This is a genomic window from Mesorhizobium calcicola, from assembly GCF_042682105.1.
Lineage (GTDB): Bacteria > Pseudomonadota > Alphaproteobacteria > Rhizobiales > Rhizobiaceae > Mesorhizobium > Mesorhizobium calcicola.
Map to the genome: position 1 here is coordinate 1 of NZ_JBHUGY010000015.1, position 18,946 is coordinate 18,946.

Annotated in this window: 20 protein-coding genes; 9 read left to right on the forward strand and 11 right to left on the reverse strand. The window is 62.3% G+C overall.

The features are described from left to right. Positions 1 to 2,552: 2,552 nt before the first annotated feature. Positions 2,553 to 3,626, reverse strand: coding sequence for an alpha/beta hydrolase (locus tag ACFSQT_RS07520; RefSeq protein ID WP_379017899.1), 1,074 nt, complete (start codon positions 3,624 to 3,626; stop codon positions 2,553 to 2,555). Between the two features lie 314 nt (positions 3,627 to 3,940). Here ACFSQT_RS07520 and ilvA point away from each other — a divergent pair, with 314 nt between their 5' ends. Both ilvA and ACFSQT_RS07530 read left to right on the forward strand, forming a co-directional pair. Continuing rightward, positions 3,941 to 5,197: a threonine ammonia-lyase IlvA gene (gene ilvA / locus ACFSQT_RS07525; protein ID WP_379017900.1), complete on the forward strand. Its 1,257-nt coding sequence runs from the start codon at positions 3,941 to 3,943 to the stop codon at positions 5,195 to 5,197. Positions 5,198 to 5,212: 15 nt separating this feature from the next. Next, positions 5,213 to 5,773, forward strand: coding sequence for a DUF1697 domain-containing protein (locus tag ACFSQT_RS07530; protein ID WP_379017901.1), 561 nt, complete (start codon positions 5,213 to 5,215; stop codon positions 5,771 to 5,773). 5 nt (positions 5,774 to 5,778) lie between these two features. Here ACFSQT_RS07530 and ACFSQT_RS07535 read toward each other — a convergent pair whose 3' ends face one another. Both ACFSQT_RS07535 and gloA read right to left on the reverse strand, forming a co-directional pair. Then, entirely contained in the window at positions 5,779 to 6,072 is a 294-nt protein-coding gene (locus tag ACFSQT_RS07535) for a DUF2218 domain-containing protein (RefSeq protein ID WP_379017902.1), read from the reverse strand. 137 nt (positions 6,073 to 6,209) lie between these two features. Beyond that, the gene (gene gloA / locus ACFSQT_RS07540) at positions 6,210 to 6,650 is read right to left on the reverse strand and encodes a lactoylglutathione lyase (RefSeq protein WP_379017903.1); all 441 of its coding nucleotides are present in this window, start codon (positions 6,648 to 6,650) and stop codon (positions 6,210 to 6,212) included. 217 nt (positions 6,651 to 6,867) lie between these two features. On the opposite strand from gloA, the gene ACFSQT_RS07545 reads away from it, so the two are divergent. The 3 genes from ACFSQT_RS07545 (at position 6,868) to ACFSQT_RS07555 (ending at position 9,031) form a co-directional block, all read left to right on the forward strand. Then, positions 6,868 to 7,464 carry a cold-shock protein gene (locus ACFSQT_RS07545; protein WP_379017904.1) on the forward strand — a complete coding sequence of 199 codons (597 nt, stop codon included), beginning with the start codon at positions 6,868 to 6,870 and terminating at the stop codon, positions 7,462 to 7,464. 215 nt (positions 7,465 to 7,679) lie between these two features. Beyond that, positions 7,680 to 8,243 (forward strand): DUF192 domain-containing protein, encoded by a 564-nt coding sequence (locus ACFSQT_RS07550; RefSeq protein WP_379017905.1) that lies wholly within the window; start codon positions 7,680 to 7,682, stop codon positions 8,241 to 8,243. Positions 8,244 to 8,263: 20 nt separating this feature from the next. Then, entirely contained in the window at positions 8,264 to 9,031 is a 768-nt protein-coding gene (locus ACFSQT_RS07555; RefSeq protein ID WP_379017906.1) for an alpha/beta fold hydrolase, read from the forward strand. A gap of 169 nt (positions 9,032 to 9,200) precedes the next feature. Here the strand turns inward: ACFSQT_RS07555 and ACFSQT_RS07560 are convergent, their stop codons facing one another. Further along, entirely contained in the window at positions 9,201 to 9,803 is a 603-nt protein-coding gene (locus ACFSQT_RS07560) for an HD domain-containing protein (RefSeq protein WP_379017907.1), read from the reverse strand. 147 nt (positions 9,804 to 9,950) lie between these two features. On the opposite strand from ACFSQT_RS07560, the gene cysE reads away from it, so the two are divergent. Next, positions 9,951 to 10,799 carry a serine O-acetyltransferase gene (gene cysE / locus ACFSQT_RS07565; protein WP_379017908.1) on the forward strand — a complete coding sequence of 283 codons (849 nt, stop codon included), beginning with the start codon at positions 9,951 to 9,953 and terminating at the stop codon, positions 10,797 to 10,799. Between the two features lie 146 nt (positions 10,800 to 10,945). Beyond that, positions 10,946 to 11,149: a DUF3126 family protein gene (locus tag ACFSQT_RS07570; protein WP_006200852.1), complete on the forward strand. Its 204-nt coding sequence runs from the start codon at positions 10,946 to 10,948 to the stop codon at positions 11,147 to 11,149. 59 nt (positions 11,150 to 11,208) lie between these two features. Here ACFSQT_RS07570 and ACFSQT_RS07575 read toward each other — a convergent pair whose 3' ends face one another. After that, complete coding sequence (locus tag ACFSQT_RS07575; protein WP_379017909.1) at positions 11,209 to 11,940, reverse strand: hypothetical protein; 732 nt, start codon at positions 11,938 to 11,940, stop codon at positions 11,209 to 11,211. Positions 11,941 to 12,064: 124 nt separating this feature from the next. Between ACFSQT_RS07575 and ACFSQT_RS07580 the strand changes: the two genes are divergently transcribed. Both ACFSQT_RS07580 and ACFSQT_RS07585 read left to right on the forward strand, forming a co-directional pair. Continuing rightward, complete coding sequence (locus ACFSQT_RS07580) at positions 12,065 to 12,406, forward strand: DUF6949 family protein (RefSeq protein ID WP_379017910.1); 342 nt, start codon at positions 12,065 to 12,067, stop codon at positions 12,404 to 12,406. A gap of 19 nt (positions 12,407 to 12,425) precedes the next feature. Further along, positions 12,426 to 12,953, forward strand: coding sequence for a gamma carbonic anhydrase family protein (locus ACFSQT_RS07585; protein WP_379017911.1), 528 nt, complete (start codon positions 12,426 to 12,428; stop codon positions 12,951 to 12,953). A gap of 40 nt (positions 12,954 to 12,993) precedes the next feature. Here ACFSQT_RS07585 and ACFSQT_RS07590 read toward each other — a convergent pair whose 3' ends face one another. The 6 genes from ACFSQT_RS07590 to ACFSQT_RS07615 form a co-directional block, all read right to left on the reverse strand. Then, positions 12,994 to 13,587, reverse strand: coding sequence for an ankyrin repeat domain-containing protein (locus tag ACFSQT_RS07590; RefSeq protein WP_379017912.1), 594 nt, complete (start codon positions 13,585 to 13,587; stop codon positions 12,994 to 12,996). A 74-nt stretch (positions 13,588 to 13,661) separates the two neighbouring features. Continuing rightward, the gene (locus ACFSQT_RS07595; RefSeq protein ID WP_379017913.1) at positions 13,662 to 14,414 is read right to left on the reverse strand and encodes an NYN domain-containing protein; all 753 of its coding nucleotides are present in this window, start codon (positions 14,412 to 14,414) and stop codon (positions 13,662 to 13,664) included. A 196-nt stretch (positions 14,415 to 14,610) separates the two neighbouring features. Beyond that, positions 14,611 to 16,122: an IS66 family transposase gene (locus ACFSQT_RS07600; protein ID WP_379017914.1), complete on the reverse strand. Its 1,512-nt coding sequence runs from the start codon at positions 16,120 to 16,122 to the stop codon at positions 14,611 to 14,613. A 287-nt stretch (positions 16,123 to 16,409) separates the two neighbouring features. Continuing rightward, entirely contained in the window at positions 16,410 to 17,018 is a 609-nt protein-coding gene (locus ACFSQT_RS07605; protein WP_379017915.1) for a transglutaminase-like cysteine peptidase, read from the reverse strand. Positions 17,019 to 17,299: 281 nt separating this feature from the next. After that, positions 17,300 to 17,917 (reverse strand): PilZ domain-containing protein, encoded by a 618-nt coding sequence (locus ACFSQT_RS07610; RefSeq protein ID WP_379017916.1) that lies wholly within the window; start codon positions 17,915 to 17,917, stop codon positions 17,300 to 17,302. 115 nt (positions 17,918 to 18,032) lie between these two features. Then, complete coding sequence (locus ACFSQT_RS07615; protein ID WP_379017917.1) at positions 18,033 to 18,665, reverse strand: PAS domain-containing protein; 633 nt, start codon at positions 18,663 to 18,665, stop codon at positions 18,033 to 18,035. Positions 18,666 to 18,946 lie beyond the last annotated feature (281 nt).

Here is an 18,946-nt window from a genome sequence, read left to right on the forward strand (position 1 = left end):
ATCGTCACGCTGTAAGGAATCCAGCCTATACAGCGGCTCAGCACAGCACCAGCGCGGGCAGAGGAACCCCATCACATACCGTTCCATTAACCATCGTGCTGGGGGGGTTTTGTCGGCAGGTAGCCCGCGGGTAACCGAGGCCAGAAACGAAACCCGACATTGTGGCGGGGTGGGTATGTTCATGGCGGTGAGTCCGTCGGTCCGTGGCCGCGGGGGGGTGGGTAGGGTGTGTGTCACATACACCACATACATGATCGGGGATGGTGATGGGGGGAGGCCGAGAGGGGAGGCGGAGCCACCTGGATGGCTTATGTTTTGCCAGCGGCTGCGGGGGGGCTTGGAACGGGGAGCGCGTGGTTTTATTTGGAGGCTTTATAGGATGATTGTCGAATGGCGAACACGGAACCCGGTAACGGCCAGTACTGATGTTGGTCCGATGCACTAGGTCGGTAAGGCGCAGAAGGTCTAGTGATTAGTGATGGAAGGAGGGGGGGGGGTGATGCTGGGCACCGGATCGGGTGTTACTGGGGTTGATGCACGGGGCGTATGCGGCGAAGGGCCGGGACGGGCCGGCGTCGGCAGGGAGGGAGGAACGTAAGGCACGGGGGGGGGGGGGACGGGATCGCCCAATCATTGCAGGCACCGATCGGGGTTGGTCGGGCGGGGGTGGAATATTGAGTGCGTGGGTGTCAGGCGGTCGCGCGGAGGGGGGGGGGGGCCCAATTAGGCCTGAGAAAGAAGGTCGGGACGTGACCGAAAAACGGGGATCTGTGCCAGAAGCCCGAAGGGGGTAGGGGACGGGGTGGTGAAACCTGGGAACGCAGGGGAGGACGGCAGAGAAAGCAGGGGGGGGGAGGGAGAAGGAAAAAGCCAAGTCAAGGACATCAATATAGTCGAGGGGGGGGGGGATGGGGGCCGTAGTGTGGATCGGAATTTGCCTCAGTAGACGCTAGGGGGTAGCTTTCTAGTTCCTTCTTGCTTTGCCATATGGGGGGATGGGTCTCATCACGTGGAAAAAAACATTGTACGAACGACTCTTTCGCATCCGTGGACGTAGGATGAGTGATGTGACAGGGGACTCACTGAACGATAGCTTCCTGGGATAGGGGGTCGCGGCGCCTGTATCAGTGCAGGGGGAGTGTGGGGGGGTGGTGGGGGTGTGCCGGCTGCCATATCAGGCAGTGAGTTGTCGGGTACTCGGGGAGGTACGGTGCGTGGTGGTTCGCTTGTGGGGGTGGTGTGATCGGTGGCCGCAGTGTGTAGGGTCTGTATGATGCAGTCTGCGATGGGATCGTTGACGGACCGATCGGAAGCGGCCGGGGTGGGGGGAGAGGGTCGGGGAGGTCGGAGGCCATGGGGAACGAGTGTGGAGGCAGGGGGGGGGATTAGCCGGGAACTAGACTTTGTGGTTAGCCCGGCGCCGGGAGGGCTCGCGTGGCATTGATCGGCCGTGGGTTGATGCGGAGCTGGCGGCGAGGCGGCCTCCGGATTGCGGGGGTTCCGAATAACCCGTACCGGAATATCCGGCCGGGTCGAGTGTGTCCGCATGCACGGCATGTGGGGAGTCGAGTGATTGTCCCTGATGAGGCTGCGTTTGGCCTGCCGTTCGGTGTGGCCCAGCAGGTGAGGGGGGGCCTTCAGGGAGACGGTGCGGTCGGTTCGGAGGGGTCGTCGGAGCGCGTGGCGGCCGGGGCGTTGGGCGACGGGTGAAGGCGAGTTTAAAAGACAAGGATTCCCTTGTGCGTACAAGAGTCGTTAACACGAGTTCGTCGTTGCCGCTGTGAACGGCCCACGGAGTAGAGCAGGCAACCCGTGGCGTTGGCCGGGTACTTCGTGTCGTGGGCGATCTGCGTCATGCCGGTAGATGCCGTCTGCGAGAGCCGTTGTTCGTGAAGCCGTGCACGAAACCCAAGCAGCGGCGGGGTCTGGCCCGCGGGCGGGGGGGCGGGGGGGGGCGGGCGGGGGCGGGGGCGATGGCATGTCGGCGGCCGACCGCCGTATGGCGAATTGCGGCGCGACGGCCTTCTGAAAGTGACTGTTTTCCCGTGTGCGGTGAAATCCTGTGGCCGGGTAGTGCTGCTGTGTTGCGGAGTCGTGCCTTGGCCCGCTGCGATGCGCCAGGACCTTGATGGCTTTTGGAACGGTGACGTCGACACGGCACAGCATGGTCACGGTAAACAGCGAGCGTTGCCGTCGTGAGACGGCTGTCGGGGTGTCCTGGTGCGCTGGCGCGCTCTCTGGCGTCGTGGTGGTGCGACGAAATCGTCATGCGATCGGCCCGGGGCGATCTCCTCCGAAGTCAGTCGTGCCCGTCGTCTTGTTGAGTCAGATCGTGCTATTCTGGCCGTCGTTTCAGCCGGTGACGGCGCAGTCGCGCACGCGACGTACTGCGCACCTCTTCACGCTCGTCACACTGCAGCTCCCGTCCAAGTGGGACGTCAAACGCATGACGTCGCTGGTTATTCCGATAAAGCCAGAGGCCGGCGCGGTCCAGTCCAAAGTGAGCCGGTACGTCCGCAACGCTGAACAGGCACGGCGAAAGCCTCGCGAATCTATTGCCCGAGCAGGCCGATGCGATCGGTCACGTCGCGGTCGCTGGCAAAACCGTCATCGTCGCGCAGCCGCTGGCCGATCATCTTCACCAGTTCGGGATTGTCGGCGAATTTGGTGTGGTTGAAGCTGTCGCTTCCCTTGACTTTGGAGAGGTCGACGACCGTCACGCCGTAGGAGGCAAGATCGGCGGCATCCTTGTAGTCGCCGACGCGCGGCCGCGAGCCGGCGATCAGGCCGGAGAGCCTGAGCGCCCGATCGTCGTCGGACAACAGCAGGATGAACGGCTTGTCCGGCTTGCCGTAGCGCCGCATCTGGCTCTTGAACACATCGACGTCGATGTCGGGCGAGGCCAGCATCACGTCGCCGAGCTTGCCGCCGAGATCGCGGTCGCCGGTGATGGCCAACTGGCGCAGCGTTTCCATCGTCACCCAGGTTCCCATCGAATGGGCGACGATGTCGATGCGCCGGGCGCCGGACTGTTCCAGCATCCTCAAGGTCACTTCGAGCTGGTCGCGGGCCGCGCTGGCGCTCTCCTTGTCATAGACATAGTCAGTGGTCTTGGCGCCCGAGGCCCAGGAAAACAGCACCGGCGTGCCCGGATAGCCGGAATCATGGACGATCTGGGTCAAGCGGTAGACGGCGTCGTCGAAGCCGGTGTTGTAGCCATGCACGAAGACCATGACGCGGCCGCCGCGCGCCGCGATGTCGGCGTTGAGCGCGCTGGAGAACTTCGGCTGCGTATCGTAGCCGACGACTTCGGACGCCATGAAATATTTCGCCGGGTCGTCGGATTTGCCGCGCGAACGGCGCTCGATCTGGCCGGTCTGGTGGGAGCCCGGCACAGTGACAGTGACGCGGGCGTAATTCAGCGTGGCCGATCGCTCGCCGTCGAAAACCTTGTTGGGATCGTCGGATCTCTTGCGCGTCGTGGCGATGAAGATGCTGTGGTTGCCGGCAATCTCCGTCACCGGCGTCGCGACGATGGCGCTGCCAAGCAGTTCCTGTGTTTGCGTGCCGGCACAGCCAGCGACGAGCAAAGTAAGGACAACGGCAAAGATCTTCTTCAAAGGCACTTAGAAATTCCAACTCCGGCCAACAGGCCTGTCTACCCCCCGCGACACCTCCCGGACAGCCAGAGTGCGGCAGAACTAAGTCGTGTCCGGCCGAAATGTGATCGGCGCCCGATTACCGCCATCGCACTGTTGCGCGAAAGCCAAAACGGCGGCAGAAACGCCGGAATGTTGGAGAAGAGCAGCACCTCCGGCTTGAGGCGGATGCAATAGGCTAAAACGGGCCCGCAACGGCAGGGCACTTAACAACAGCCGGTGCTCGGCCCAATCAATGATAGAGGCTCTGCTGGCGACATGCGGTGTGAGGTGGTTTTCCGATGAACAGTTTCTCTTCCCGCGTTGCAACTGCTGCCGCCGCGATCCGCCAGATCTTTCCGGAGACGCCGCTGCAGGAGAACGACTACCTGTCGAAAAAGACCGGTGCGCGGGTGCTGTTGAAGCGTGAGGACCTGTCGCCGGTGCGGTCCTACAAGATCCGTGGCGCCTTCAACTTCTTCCGCAAGACGCTCGCGGCGGGCAACGAGGCCGAACTGTTCGTCTGCGCGTCCGCCGGCAACCATGCACAGGGCTTTGCGTTCGTCTGCCGCCACTTCGGAAAAAGGGGCGTGGTGTTCATGCCGGTGACGACGCCGCAGCAGAAGATCGACAAGACCAGGCTGTTCGGCGGCGAGTTCGTCGAGATCAGGCTGGTCGGCGACTTTTTCGACGATTGCTATCGCACCGCCTTCGAATTCACCGAAAGTTCCGGCGCCCATATGGTGCCGCCCTTCGACCATAAGGACATCATCGAGGGCCAGGCGACCGTGGCTTATGAGATCGCCGACCAGATGCCGGGCGCGCGCATGCCCGACATCATGCTGCTGCCGGTCGGTGGCGGCGGGCTCGCCGCAGGTGTCACCCACTATTTCGCCGATCAGCACCGGGAAGCGCGCTTCGTCTTCTGCGAGCCGGCCGGCGCGCCAAGCCTGCGTGAGAGCCTGGCTGCCGGAAAACGCCTGAAGCTCGCCAAGGTCGATAATTTCGTCGATGGCGCCGCGGTGGCCGAGATCGGCCGCGAGCCGTTGCGGCATCTCAAGGATTTTCCGGCCGACACGGTGCGGCTGATCCCGGAAAACCGGCTCTGCGCCACCATGATCGAGATGCTCAACGTCGAAGGCGTCGTGCTAGAGCCGGCCGGCGCGCTGGCAATCGACGCGCTCAAGGATTTTTCGAAGAAGGAGATCAGGGGCAAGACCATCGTCGCAGTGGTTTCGGGCGGCAATTTCGATTTCGAGCGGCTGCCGGACGTCAAGGAGCGGGCGCTGCGCTTCGAGGGGTTGAAGAAATACTTCATCATCCGCTTTCCGCAGCGGCCAGGCGCGTTGCGCGATTTCCTCGAAATGCTTGGCCCCGACGACGACATCGCCCGCTTCGAATATCTGAAGAAATCGGCGCGCAATTTCGGTTCGGTGCTGATCGGCATCGAAACCAAGGACCGCCGCAATTTCGACCTGCTCAAGGCGAATTTTGAGGCCGAGGGCGTCCAGTATCAGGACATCACCGACAACGAGACATTGGCCGGGTTCATCATATGAGTGACCGATGATCGGATGACTGATCAGGGAAAAATCTTCGTCGCGCTGTTTTCCGGCATCAACGTCGGCGGCAACCGCATCGTCAAGATGGCGGAGTTGCGGTCGTTCTTCGAGGATCTCGGCTTTTCCGACGTCACCACCTATGTGCAGAGCGGCAATGCCGTGCTTCGGGCGAAAAAGGGTGACGCGGCGACGCTGACGAGACAGATCGAAGCAGCCTTCGAGAAGAAATGGGGTTTCCATTCGCGCATCATGGTGCGCGATCTCGGCTGGTTCGAGCGGACGGTGAGCGAAAATCCCTATCCGGAAGTGGCTGCGGACCACACCAAGCTCCACGCCTATGTGCTGGAGCGCGAGCCGACCGCCGATGAGGTGGCGCGGCTGGCCGAAAAGTGCACCGGTCCCGAGCGGTTCGAGATCAAGGGCGACGTGCTCTATTTGCACGCACCGGACGGGCTCGGCAAATCGGTTTTTGCCGGGTTGATCCCGCGCACGCTGAAAGTGCCGGGCACCGCGCGCAACTGGCGCTCGGTGCTGGCCCTGCTGGAGATGGCCGGTCAGGCGGACGGAGCTTAAGCCGCTTATGCCGCCGTGGCCGGCTTCCAGTCGAAGGTCAGTTCTTCGCGGAAAGCAAAACGCTTGATGTGATCGGCAACGACGCTTTCCAGCCGCTCGAGCGATCCGCTTTCCTCCGTCGACACCGTGATATGCAGCGCGCCCGCATCGGCATCCATGACGGTGCGGCCGAGCGAGAGATCGATCGTGCCATGGAGCGGATCGAACTCGACGGGGAATTTGTGCGCCCAGTGCTTGCACAGCTGCTGCAAATAGCGGCTGGCATGTTCGGTGGCGACATCGGCATGGCTGGTCGGCATGAGTGAATTCTCCAGGGGCAAGCGCCTATTGCTTGATATGGCGCCAGATTTCTCAAACTGGCGCAATACGTGGGCAGATAGGTTGCGTCGCGCGAAACGCCAAAGGCTGCCGCGCGATTTTCCGCTGAGGTCGAGGCCTACCAGCTTCCGGTGTTCGCCATCGACGCCCAGGGTTCGGCCTTGGCCTTGGCCGGGCCCTTTTGCAGGAGCTCGATCGAAATGCCGTCCGGCGACCTGATGAAGGCCATGTTGCCGTCGCGCGGCGGCCGGTTGATGGTGACGCCATTGTCCATCAGATGCTGGCAGGTGGCGTAGATGTCGTCGACCTCATAGGCGAGGTGGCCGAAATTGCGCCCGCCCTTGTAGTCTTCCGGATCCCAATTGTAGGTCAGTTCGATCAGCGGCGCCTTTTCATTCACGCCGCTCTCCTCGTCTTCCGGCGCGGCGAGGAAGATCAGCGTGAAGCGGCCTTGCTCGTTTTCGTAGCGGCGCACCTCCTTGAGGCCGAGCTTGGCGCAGTAGAAATCGAGCGAAGCATCGACGTCGGCGACGCGGACCATGGTGTGCAGATAGCGCATGTGATTTCCTCGATAAATTGCGTTGCGGCGCAACATAGGGTCGACCCGGCCAAAGGGCAATCGTTCGGCACTGCGCAATGCCGGCAAAGAACAAATCCGGTATTCCCCCAATGAACCGTGAAAAAAGGCACGTCAGGTCTTGCACACACCGGAAGTCGCGGTGTTAATCTAGTGTCAAGAATCAGTTGCAGTGTTCTTGAAAAAAGGGGGCATTCTTATGGGGGAAAAGGCCTCTTTCACGGGGCGGGAAGGAACCCTTGCCGACGCCTTGCAGCGTGACGAAGGCGGCGACGCCGCCGATCTGCTCGAAATTGCCGGCGCCATCAAGTGGTTCGATGTGGCCAAGGGCTATGGTTTTATCCTCCCGGATGACGGCATCTCGGGCGACATCCTCCTCCATGTGACATGTCTTCGAAGGGACGGCTTCCAGACAGCCCTGGAGGGCGCGCGCGTGGTCTGCCTCGTCAAGCATGGCGATCGCGGATTGCAGGCCTTCCGGGTGCTCTCCATGGACGTCAGCACCGCCGTCCATCCGGCCGAAATGCAGGAGCAGCGCACCCATATCGCGGTGACGCCGGAAAGCGGCCTCGAACGCGCTTTGGTGAAATGGTTCAACCGCACCAAGGGTTTCGGGTTTCTCACCCGCGGCGAGGGCACCGAGGACATCTTCGTCCATATGGAGACCTTGCGCCGCTACGGCATCACAGAGCTTCGGCCGGGCCAGGTCGTGCTGGTTCGTTTCGGGCGCGGCGACAAAGGCCTTATGGCTGCCGAGATTCACCCCGACATGGGGACCTTGCCGGTCTCGCACTAATTCAGTCGTCCAAAGTGGCCCATCCCGACCGATCGGGATGGCGCTCTATCTCCTCTTCGTTTGACCATAATCTCTCGACAAACGGTTTCCGTTTGTCGCAGAAAATCGGGTTCCACTTTTCGGGATCATGGTCTAAGGCATGTCGCCCGAAAGCATGCCCACGGGTCTGACCCAAGGCGGCGCGCTTCAGGACGTTTTCCGGTCGAGGATTTTGAATGGCTCACAGGAACTGGCTGACGGCGGGTGTGGTGTGCGCCATTGTCGCCGTGGTCGTGGCCGCGGGTGCTTACTTCTATTCCGACCGGCCGACTGCGGCCGACAGCAGGGCGATGATCCTTCCGGTCGATCCGGCGCCGCTGGTTGTGGTGACGAAAGGCGGCGATCGTTCTTTTTCCATCGAAGTCGCCGACACCGCCGCGGAGCGCGAGGCTGGGTTGATGTACCGCCAGGACATGGCGGACGACCATGGCATGTTGTTCGTGTTCGAGATCCAGCAGCAGGTTAGCTTCTGGATGCAGAACACGCCGATGCCGCTTGATCTGATCTTTGTCGGCCAGGATGGCAAGATCCGGGCGATCAAGCACGGCGAGCCGCAATCCGAGGCCATCATCTCGCCTGGCGTACCGGTGCGTTTCGTGCTCGAACTCAAAGCTGGCACCGCCGCTAGGAACGGCATCGAGTATGGCGACCTGTTGCGCCATCCGGCCGTTGGCACGGTGTCTGGCCCCGGCATGCCGCCATCGGACAATGGCGATGCGCCCAATGGCGGTGCCGGTTGAGTGCGCAGGCGGGGTCGCTGATGCAGTTTTTCACCCATGACGGCTTCGATCTTGCCTTCCTCGACCGCCAGCCGGCATCGGGTGAGGGCGATCCGGTGCTCATGATCCATGGCTTTGCCTCGACCCACTACGTCAATTGGGTATCGCCCGGCTGGTTCAAGACGCTGAACGATGCCGGTTACCGTGCCATCGCCTTCGACAATCGCGGCCACGGATCGTCGTCGAAGAGTTATGACGAGGCCGACTACACGCCGGCCAAGATGGCTTCGGATGCCGCCGCCTTGCTCGGCCATCTCGGCATCGAGCGCGCCCATGTCATGGGCTATTCGATGGGCGCGCGCATCGCGGCGTTCCTGGCGCTGTCCGATCCGGACAAGGTGGCGACGCTGGTTTTCGGCGGTCTCGGCATCGGCATGATCGACGGTGTCGGCGATTGGGATCCGATCGCCGCGGCCCTGCTTGCCGACGATCCCGCCGCAACCGGCCATCCGCGCGGCCGATCGTTTCGCGCCTTCGCCGATCAGACCCGCAGCGACCGCCGGGCGCTGGCCGCCTGCATCGCCAGGTCGCGGGAACTGCTGAGCGAGGATGATGTTGCGCGCATCGCCCAGCCGACGCTGATCGCCGTCGGCACGACGGACGATATTGGCGGCTCGCCCGATGAGCTTGCGGCACTGATGCCCAACGCCCGGGCCTTTCACATCGAGGGCCGCGACCATATGCTGGCGGTCGGGGACAAGACCTTCAAGCACCGCGTGCTGGAGTTCTATGCCGAAAATTCGCTCTGAGCGGACGGCGCGGGGAGCGGGCGACACTGGCACAGTGGGGAGAAGCGTGCCCGCCACACCGGGTGCGGTCGCGCGGGGTAAGCTCGGCAAACGTTCCTGTCGTTGATGACTGGGGCTGGCTCTCCTGACGGCAATGGCATCGACGATTGGCGCTTTTTACTGATTGCTTTTAACCCGCGGTGAGAGCCGCCAGCGACCGCGCCATGTTCGCCCGGGCCTGCGGTTCGAAGCGCCGGCGAAACTCCTCGGTGTGGAAGATGTGCGGGCGGGCGAGGAAATTCTTCAGGACCGCGCTGCGGCCGGCCCGCCACATAGGCTCCTCAACCCAGTCGTATTCGCGCCGCACCGCGCGCTCATAGGCGTCGAAGGCATCTGGTGCGGCACCCAGGATCGACAGATCCATGTCGAGGAAAAGACCGACGTCTCGTGTGGCGACCGCGTCGTCAAACAGCGGCAGTTGGTGCGTGGCTGTTGCGACGATCATCGCCGAGATGCGGTCGAGGCGCCCGGCTTCGGCGCGGCCCGCGAGCTTTTTCTCGGCAAGGGCGGCACTTTGTGCCTCGTTGTCCTTGGCCCTGCTGTCATAGATGGCATCATGGAACCAGATTGCCGCTTCGACGGCTTCGGGATCGCCGAGCACCCCTCGATACTCGCCGGCCAGCGCCAACATCGCCTCGATGTGGGAAAGGTTGTGATAGTGGCGGCCTTGCGCCGCGTAGAGCGCTGAAAGCTCACTTTTCAGCGGTTCGTCGATCAAGGGTTCGTTTTCCATGGCTGCTTGAATTCCCGCGAACCAAATCCATTTGATAATGCACTAAGGAAAATTGAGTTCAATCGTGCTACGATCTAGCCTATATGTGCGGCCAGACGACAGGCAGGCACAACAGGCGAGCCCGGCAGGACGCAGGACGAGACGGCGATGAACAGCATCAGCATTTCCCGACACAGCGCATTGCAGCCGGTCGACCCGATCTGGCGCTCGATTCGCGACGAGGCGATGGAGGCGGTCAACCGTGACCCGCTGCTTGCCGCGTTCCTCTATTCGACGATCCTCAACCAGGACAGCCTGGAAGAGGCGGTCATCCATCGGCTGGCCGAACGGCTCGACCATCAGGACATCGGCTCGGATCTCATTCGCCAGACCTTCAAGTCGATGCTGGCCGACGACAAGGACTGGCCGACGACCGTGCGTGTCGACATCCAGGCCTATTACGACCGCGATCCGGCCTGCGACCGCTTCATCATGCCGGTGCTCTATTTCAAGGGCTTTCATGCCATCCAGACCCATCGGTTGGCGCATTGGCTGTGGAAGCAGGGCCGCAAGGATTTCGCCCTCTATCTGCAGAGCCGCTCGTCGTCGGTCTTCCAGACCGACATCAATCCGGCCGCCCGCATCGGCAAGGGCATCTTCATCGACCACGCCACCGGCCTCGTCGTCGGCGAGACCGCGGTCATCGAGGACGACGTGTCGATCCTGCACGGCGTGACGCTGGGCGGCACCGGCAAGGCCGGCGGCGACCGCCATCCCAAGATCCGCTACGGTGTGCTGATCGGTGCCGGCGCCAAGATCCTCGGCAACATCGAAGTCGGCCATTGCTCGAAGATCGCGGCGGGCTCGGTGGTGCTGTCGCCCGTACCGCACAACAAGACGGTTGCCGGCGTGCCGGCCCGCGTCGTCGGCGAGACCGGCTGCGATCAGCCGTCGCGCCAGATGGACCAGCTTCTGCCGTCGCAGACGATGGATCAGGTCGTCAGCTTCGACATCTGATTTTCATGAGCCCGCTGCCTGCGGCCGGTCGCGGGGCAGGAGCGGGCGGTTGTTCTCGGCTTATCGGGCCGCTTGCCTTTACATCGCCATTGTCGACGTGCCAGAAGCGCGTTCGAACGAGCAAGCCCGATGATCGGAGAAGACTGTTGAAGCCGGACGAAATCAGAAAGCTGGACGCCTATTTCAAGCGCGTCTTCCAGAACCCCAAGCTCGAGGTCAAGGCACGGCCGCGCAAGGAAGATTCGGCCGAAGTCTATGTCGGCGACGAGTTCCTCGGCATCGTCTTCAAGGACGAAGACGACGGCGACTACAATTTTTCGATGGCGATCCTCGACATCGATCTGGCCTGAGCCAGCAATCTTGCGCTCGGCCGGCTCCGCCTCGAACGTGGCCGGCCAGCCGATCTTTCCTAATGTCCTGTTTTCAGGATGTGCGCGGCTTCGGTGGCGATTGCCGCGTCTAGCGCCTGCCAATCGCCCAGAAACTCCCTGGGGAAGCGATAGGTGAGGCTGAGTTCGTCGCCGACCTGGATGTCGCGCTCGCAGGGTGCCAGCGATTCCTCTGCACTCGGCCCGCTCAGGCAGCGGGCTACGAACGGATCCTTGCCGGGGCGCTTGCCGACAACCAGCACCTCGTTCAGGTAGCCTGATTTCTCATTGAAGCCGTACACCGTCGTGGCGCCGGGTCCCGCAACGCCGGGCTGGGTAATCAACGCGCTGTAGATCGGCGCGAAGCGGCCGCTCATGTCGCGCGACATCATCTGCTGTTCGAAGGACAGGAAGATGATGTTCCTGCTTGCTCCCATGTGATTGAAATCGTCGCGCGCCGCCTCGCCGTAGCCGTCCATCTGGGGATAACGCAGATAAAGGTCGAGCCGCGAGGCGATGCCGTCGCGCCGGGCCTGCGCGAAGCGAACGACGTTGGCCGGCACGGCGATGACATTGTTGCCGATCACGACCTTGTGGATCGTTGCGTCGTCGGTATATCCGGCCATCGCGATCGAATGGCCGAACCATTTGCCGGCAAGGCTGATCGCTACCGACAGCAGCGCCAGCGCCGCGAATGCGTAGAACACCCGCTTCATCAGCACGGAATCGACCACGGTGAGTTGGGGGCCGTCGGCGATCGCTGCCTGCTTCATCTCAGTCCTCGGATCCAGGGTGCTGTCCGCCTTTGGGTGTCCCTGGGCGGCACACATCGCACGGCACGGCTCTTGCAGCCTTCATGGCACGACTGTGCAATTTCATGGTAAACGGAACGTAAAGATGGGCCCGCTGGAACTCACCGTATTTGCTTTTGTCGTCGGACTGACGGCCTGTGGGCTGGCCGGATCGATGATGGAGCTGGTGTCGGGCCGCAAGGTCGCCTTCACCGAGCCCTACGTGTCGCCGTCGCATCTGTTGCGCTCGCTGCTCGCGACCGCTTGTGCTGGCCCCTTCATGCTGGTCAACGACGCCCTCGATGCCCGGCGCCAGCGCCGCATTTCGACCCTGGTGCTGATGTCCTGCGGCTGCACGGCGATTGCCTGGGTCCTGGCGCTGGGCGTCGTCGTGCTCGCCATTGCCTCATGGACGATCGGTCTCCTAGGCTCCAGTCTTCCAGCCTGAGACGATTCGGAGACCGAAAATGCCGCTTTATGCGATCGATGGAACGGAGCCCAGCTTCGCGGATGCGGACTCAAACTGGATCGCGCCCGATGCGACGCTGATCGGCGACGTACGCGTCGGCCGCAATGCCGGCTTCTGGTTCGGCGCCGTCATCCGCGGCGACAATGAGCCTATTGTCATTGGGGCCGACACCAATGTGCAGGAACACACGGTCATGCACACCGATCCGGGCTTTCCGCTGACCATCGGCCTAGGCTGCACGATCGGCCACCGCGCTTTGCTGCATGGCTGCACGATCGGCGACAACAGCCTGATCGGCATGGGCGCGATCGTGCTGAACGGCGCCAGGATCGGCAAGAACTCGCTCGTCGGCGCCGGTGCGCTGGTCACGGAAGGCAAGGAGTTTCCGGACAATTCGCTGATCGTCGGCTCGCCGGCCAAGGTGATAAGAACGCTAGACGAGGCAGTGATTGCCAGACTGCGCGGCTCGGCCGCGCATTACGTCGCCAACGGCAAGCGCTTCAAGGCTGGATTGAAGAAGGTTTGAGGCCGGCCTGGCCCGCCAATCAATTTCATTGCGCGCCAGTTCACCGTCGGTTGGATCTGCGCCTGGCCATCGCATCGCGCAGCAGTGAAGCGCCGGCCTCAAAGCCGGCAATGTCGGCTTCCTCGACGGCTGTCCTGTAGTCATCGATGCGGGTTGCGAGCGCCGGGTCGGCGCCCGCAGCCAAAAGCAGGCGGATCGCATCGACGCTACGGATGGCCACCGAGTAGTGAAGCGGCGTCCAGTCGTTCACGCCCCGGATGTCGGGGTTGGCGTCACCCTCGATCAGCACCCGCACGATTTCCAGCCTGTCGGCCCGCTCGGTGGACAGCGCCGCGATGATTGCCGGAAATCCGCCGTGGTCCTGATAATTCGAATCCGAGCCCGCATCCAGCAAGGTCGAGATGAAGCCTAAAGGGCTCCAATAGATCGCATATTCCAGCGGATGCCCGAGGCCGAGTTCGAACGGCATGCGCTCGTCGAACCAGCGGGGCGAGCCGCCCAACGCCACGCCGAGGCTCTCGAAATCGCCGGCCTTGAAGGCGTCGTCGATCGCCTTGAACAGACGATGCCCCTCGCATCGATCTTCCGGGATTTCCAACATCGCCGTGATCCAGAAGGCGAAACCAACGGCCATAGTGCCTCGATCTCCTGCCCGTGGAAAGGCGGTCGTCTGATGCGCCTGGCGGGTCGGTGTGACCTGTGGCTCTCCTAAGCGGCTTTGTTTTTACCCTTTTTCCCAGCCGCAGGCTTGGTCCGTATTCGCATGGCTCCGCCCTTCGGGGTTTCGATTTCAAACGCGTCTGTACTCCTCACCAGATCGCTCAGTTTGCTGAAACCGTAGGTACGCGGATCAAAATCTGAAAACAGGTTTGACAGCTGTTTTCCGAAAGTGCCGAGCAGCACCCAACCATCCTCACTTTCCATCTGGCCAATGACTTTCTTGAGCATGGGCATCGCAGCGCCGGGCGATTGAAGCGGCTTGGCTGCGGGCGCCGTATCGTGAGTGTTCACGGTGCCCCGCAGAAGATTTTCGGTGTAGACGAAACGGCGACATGCTTGCCGGAAACTTTCCGGAGTTTTCTGTTCCCCGAACCCGAACACATCGACGCCTTGTTCGCGTATGCGCGCAGCAAGCCGGGTGAAATCACTGTCGGAAGAGACCAGACAGAAACCGTCGAAACGACCGCTATGAAGCAGGTCCATTGCGTCGATCACCAGGGTGATGTCGGACGCGTTCTTCCCGGTGGTATAAGCGAACTGCTGCTGCGGGATGATCGCATGCTTTGACAAGACGTCAGCCCATCCCTTCGACCGGGCGTTTGAAAAGTCACCATAGATGCGGCGAACGCTGGCTTCGCCAATCTTCGCGATCTCCTCGAACAGGCCGTCGACAATCTTGGCGGAAGCGTTGTCGGCGTCGATAAGAACCGCGAGGCGCGGTGATCGGGGTTCGGTCGGCATGCGACACTTCCTGCGGTTGGCGCGAGCTTCGACCTGAAGCCGGCGAAACCATTGCCGAACCGCCGCTCGTGCGCCGCAAACTGAAATCTAAGCTATCGGAATCGTGCCACTTCTCCAGATTTCAATGAGTTACCGCCAGAAATGGTAACCGGGGCAAAACCGGTGGCGTTTGAGCGGGTCGATCTGCTGTTGGGGTTCACTGAGCGGCGACGAGAACGGGAAGCGGTAGGATCTTGCTGCCAGGGATGCCGAGGCGATCGCCGAGATAATCCCAGAAGCTGACACCGAGCTTGTTGCAGGTCTTCATCATGCTGAGCATGGTGTCGCGGGCAGCACGGCCCTGGTCACTGTGGGTTCCGCCGCTGATCTTGCGGCGGGTCACCACGCTGCGGATATCGTTCTCCGAGCCGTTGGTGTGGAGCGGAATGTCCGGGCGTCGGAGGATCCTCAGGAAGCTTTGGCGGTCGGTCCGGATGCGCGCGAGCAGACGGTCGAGGGTCACGAACCTGGTCTTCATGCCGACGATCCGGTCGAACCGCCGGGCCAGTTCCCTGGCTCTTCGGGGCGTGGGATCCAGACACCACGCCTTGATGTCGTTGTAGAGCCACCAGATCCGGCTCTGGATCAGGGCCTTGGCGCGGCGCTGCGGGTCGGTGAAGCTATCGAGGGCATGGATCTGCCGCTCCATGTGGACCCAGCACCGCGCGTGCTCGCCGATTGCGAACTGGCCCGCCCCATCACTGAGGATGACGGTGCCGTCGAGGGCCTTTGCCTCGGTCAGACCGCCCCACAACGCGCCTTCACTGGCGATGCGGAACGGGTCCAGAGGGCCATCCTTGGGCTCCAGGCCATGGGCGAGCAGATGGGCGTCCCATGACGCCGCGTCCTCGAACCCGGACGGCTCGCGCCCGGCATGCAGAAGATCCGTCGTGATCACCGGCAGCCCGCGCTCCAGCATGTAGGCGCGTGAGGCGGCGTTCAGGATCCACCGGGCCGACCCGCCGTGCAGGAGCCGCAGGAAGTTCAGCCGGCTCTTCGACTTGGTGGTCGTGAACACGGCGAACCGGTCATTGCCGATTTGCGTGCACACGCCATTGACCGCGCCATGGCGGGCCCCGGTGTCGTCGACGCTGACCCAACCGGCCGAAGCGAGCCCGGCCGTCAGAACCTGCTTCGCTTCGGCGACAAAGGCGTCGATCTTGCTGGTCAGGATCCGCACGACCTGGCGCTTGGAGATCGACACGCCGAAGTCGCGCAGCAACGCGACGATCCGCTCCACGGTCGATTGACCCTGGTGATAAAGCGACAGCACCAGACGCCGAAGCTCCAAACCGAAGTGCCCGTCGACCCCGTCCGGCAGCGGAGCGACGACGATCCGGCCATCCGGCAAACGCCAGCGGTCCCGATGATAGCGGACCACCCGCACCCCGATCGTCAGATCCTGCACCACGAAGCTTGTCCGCCCCACAAACTGCGAGCCCGGTGGCGGCTCATAACAAAGACGGCGCTCTTCGGTGACGACCGCCCGGCTCGAGCCACGTCGCTTCGGACCCGTTGCCGCAGGTGAGTTCCGCTTGGACGACTGCTCCATCCCGCTCGGCTTCAGCGTCGGGCGCGGCGGTAGACCTTTCAGACGCCGGATCTCATCCTTCAGAGCCGCATTCTCGGCGCGAAGCCCGGCGACCTCTGCCCGCAACTGCAGGATCATGTCGAGCAGGTCCGCAGGGGTCAGCGTTCGAGAATCTGGTGGCTCCGCCATGGCCTGATGGAACCACGCCGCCCGCCAAACCGCCACCCACCCCAACCCGATACACCCGAGTCATAACGCCGCGTCCGCCACCGGTTTTGCCCCGGTTACCAGAAATGGCGGAGCCGGCCCGGGGACGGGGCCGGCTCCTTTGACCCGGTCGTTGGGGACGGGGAGGGTGGGGACTCGACCGGGTTTCTCCTGAAGCGCGCCGCCTTCATGCAACGCGCTTGATCTCTGTTTTATCCCTAGCGGACGCTGGCGACCGCGTCGGAGCGGCCGTCGTTGATTGTCACCCAAACACCGGAGTTCTGGTCAGACTGGCGCTTGAGATAGGTGTAGTCGGTGTCCGTCCAGGCCAGCACCTTGGTTTCCAGATTGTCGAGAATGAATTCTCCAAGGTTGGTGCGCACGGTCAGCACCGCATGGCCGTCGCCATTCGGCTGGCGCGCGACCGTCATCAAGAGGTTGCCGGCGGGCACGCCCGCATCCATCAATTCGCGGCGCTTTTCCAAGGCATAGTCCTCGCAATCGCCATAGCCATTGTCGGGATAGGCCCAGTATTCCTCGACACCGTAGTTTTCCATGTCGGTGCGCGGCCTGACCCTGGTGTTGACCGAATTGTTGATGTTGACGATCGTCGCCCACAATTTGCGGGTCAGTTCGACCGGCGCGCCCTTGGGCGTCCTTTCGCTGCATTCGCCAGGTATGCGCTGGCAGAATTCATAATGGCCAACAGGCTGCGTGGTGCGTCCGCCGGTGTGCATATAGGCCGGTCCCGCGGCATATGCTGATCCCCAAGCGGAAAGCTGTATCGCCATTGCCGCCAGCAACAGCTTGCCCCTCGTCTTCTTCATTGTTGTAGTCTCCCCGTTCGAAGGAGACATTGCCACATGTGGATTTATTTGAGGCAAAGGTGCGAAGTAGATATTGAGTAAAACGTCAATAGAATAAACGTAAAATTTGAGTTATTTGAGTATTAAATTATTCGGATTTCCCTGGGGTTGGACCCGATGTAACGCAGGCCTTGCCGGCAGTCGCCGCAACCTTGGCCGAGGCGCTCCAGTCAACGATGTCGTGAAACACAAAAAACCGGCCGCGGAGGGCCGGTTTCCTGAATTGCTTCCGTCGGGCCGTGTCAGGCGCGCGGCGTGTTGAATTCCGAATCGAGCGTTTCGGGACGCTGGATGACGGCGAATTCGATGGCGACGCCGTCCTCGAAATGGCGGACGATCTGCCCGCGCATGGTGCCGAGCATGACCTGGATGCCGATCGCCGGCTTGACGTCGATCTCGATCGCGGCGCCGGAGAGCGACAGGTCGATGATACGGCACTGGTACTGACGGCCATCGGTGAGCTGCAGCACGCTGGTCGGATTGCGTGGCGCGACGCGCTCGTGCCGACGGTCTTCCGGCAGGTCGAGTTCGTGCTTGTTGGCAAGCCAGGTCAATTGCGCGGCAAGCTTGTCCTTCTTGCGGTCCGACGCGATGACGGTCATCGCGAAACCGTCCTGCAAGGTGCGCGTGACGACACCTTCGATGCGGCCGATATGGTCGATATAGGCGATGACTTTTTCGCCGGGCATGCCAATGCGGTCGGTGCGAAGTGCTACATTGCCCGGTGACATGTCGACGACCTGGCAGGGGTGTTCGGTGCGGTCTTCCAGCATGAAGCGCCCGTAAATCTTGACCCGGACGCGCTGAAAGTTGCGCCTTTCAGCGTGGGACGGCGCATAGTCGACCGCCGCTGACCTCATGACTGCCTACACCTCGTTTGGCATCCCGCGCGTCGATGCGAGGAACTTCATCAGAGAAGTACAACAATTCAGGTTAACAAAGGGCAAAAGCAGGCCCTGTTGCGGCGAGATTTGCCTACTCCTCGCGCCCGCCATCGAAGACGACGAGATGACGGATGCGGCGCGCGCGGCCGAGCGCCGATATCGTCTCGGGTGCCGCGAGTTCGTCGGGAACGAGCGAGGGAACATCGATCGCCGGACGGTTGCTGAGGAGTTCCTTCTCCGGATCGATGACGCGGATCGAATCGATCAAGGCGTCGGTGATCGGATCGGCACCCAGCCAGAAGGGCTTCTCCACGGCGCTGATCACGCCCAGGCAGCGCGGATTTTCGACGCCGCCGTCAAGCGGCAACGCGAGCAGTTCGAATCTGTTGGAGCGGCCGTTGCGGCTGAAACCCTCAAAGACGATGAGCACCACCGATTTCTGGTCGAAGACGCCATGGATCAGCCGCGAGACGAGCCGCTGGTCCTTCTCGCGCCACAGCGACGGAAAGGAGAACCCCTTGAGCTCGCGGCCATAGCAGGCGCAAAGCCTGGTGCCGGCCAGCCGGAAGACGGCTTGCCCGCGCGTGTCCCTTTCCAGGATGAACGTATCGGCCAGCAGCGACTTGATATCGGCCGGCTCGACCTCCGAACGCTTCGGGGCGGGGCGTCCGTCACGCAGGCGGTTCCAATATTGGAACAGCGTGATCGATCCGTTCTGGTTCATGTTATGCTGCTCCGCGCAATCTGTCGTCTGATGTCCCATCGGTGAACAGAAGGGCGCCCTCCGATGACCTACATGCGTTGCGGAGCAGGAAGCGTGCCAGCGTCGTTAACACTTGTTCACGGGTCGGGGCCGTTAAGGTTAACAAGTGGTTTACGTTGCATGGAGGCGGCCCCCATGGCACATAAAAACCACTCCAGAAGCGGTCGTTTCGCAACGATCGGCAGCACTTCAGTCAAGAGTTTTAGGGGAGCAGGGGGCTCGACCAGCCGTTCAAGGGAAAC

Bases quoted from the DNA above. Each gene is read 5' to 3' on its own strand.
- ACFSQT_RS07545 (WP_379017904.1), top strand. From the start codon at position 6,868: ATGGGGGAAAAGGCCTCTTTCACGGGGCGGGAAGGAACCCTTGCCGAC.
- ACFSQT_RS07605 (WP_379017915.1), bottom strand. From the start codon at position 17,018: ATGAAGAAGACGAGGGGCAAGCTGTTGCTGGCGGCAATGGCGATACAG.
- ACFSQT_RS07585 (WP_379017911.1), top strand. From the start codon at position 12,426: ATGCCGCTTTATGCGATCGATGGAACGGAGCCCAGCTTCGCGGATGCG.
- ACFSQT_RS07590 (WP_379017912.1), bottom strand. From the start codon at position 13,587: ATGGCCGTTGGTTTCGCCTTCTGGATCACGGCGATGTTGGAAATCCCG.
- ACFSQT_RS07580 (WP_379017910.1), top strand. From the start codon at position 12,065: ATGGGCCCGCTGGAACTCACCGTATTTGCTTTTGTCGTCGGACTGACG.
- ACFSQT_RS07530 (WP_379017901.1), top strand. From the start codon at position 5,213: ATGACTGATCAGGGAAAAATCTTCGTCGCGCTGTTTTCCGGCATCAAC.
- ACFSQT_RS07535 (WP_379017902.1), bottom strand. From the start codon at position 6,072: ATGCCGACCAGCCATGCCGATGTCGCCACCGAACATGCCAGCCGCTAT.
- ACFSQT_RS07555 (WP_379017906.1), top strand. From the start codon at position 8,264: ATGCAGTTTTTCACCCATGACGGCTTCGATCTTGCCTTCCTCGACCGC.
- ACFSQT_RS07595 (WP_379017913.1), bottom strand. From the start codon at position 14,414: ATGCCGACCGAACCCCGATCACCGCGCCTCGCGGTTCTTATCGACGCC.
- ACFSQT_RS07600 (WP_379017914.1), bottom strand. From the start codon at position 16,122: ATGATCCTGCAGTTGCGGGCAGAGGTCGCCGGGCTTCGCGCCGAGAAT.
- ACFSQT_RS07575 (WP_379017909.1), bottom strand. From the start codon at position 11,940: ATGAAGCAGGCAGCGATCGCCGACGGCCCCCAACTCACCGTGGTCGAT.
- ACFSQT_RS07610 (WP_379017916.1), bottom strand. From the start codon at position 17,917: ATGAGGTCAGCGGCGGTCGACTATGCGCCGTCCCACGCTGAAAGGCGC.
- ilvA (WP_379017900.1), top strand. From the start codon at position 3,941: ATGAACAGTTTCTCTTCCCGCGTTGCAACTGCTGCCGCCGCGATCCGC.
- ACFSQT_RS07615 (WP_379017917.1), bottom strand. From the start codon at position 18,665: ATGAACCAGAACGGATCGATCACGCTGTTCCAATATTGGAACCGCCTG.
- gloA (WP_379017903.1), bottom strand. From the start codon at position 6,650: ATGCGCTATCTGCACACCATGGTCCGCGTCGCCGACGTCGATGCTTCG.
- ACFSQT_RS07550 (WP_379017905.1), top strand. From the start codon at position 7,680: ATGGCTCACAGGAACTGGCTGACGGCGGGTGTGGTGTGCGCCATTGTC.
- cysE (WP_379017908.1), top strand. From the start codon at position 9,951: ATGAACAGCATCAGCATTTCCCGACACAGCGCATTGCAGCCGGTCGAC.
- ACFSQT_RS07560 (WP_379017907.1), bottom strand. From the start codon at position 9,803: ATGGAAAACGAACCCTTGATCGACGAACCGCTGAAAAGTGAGCTTTCA.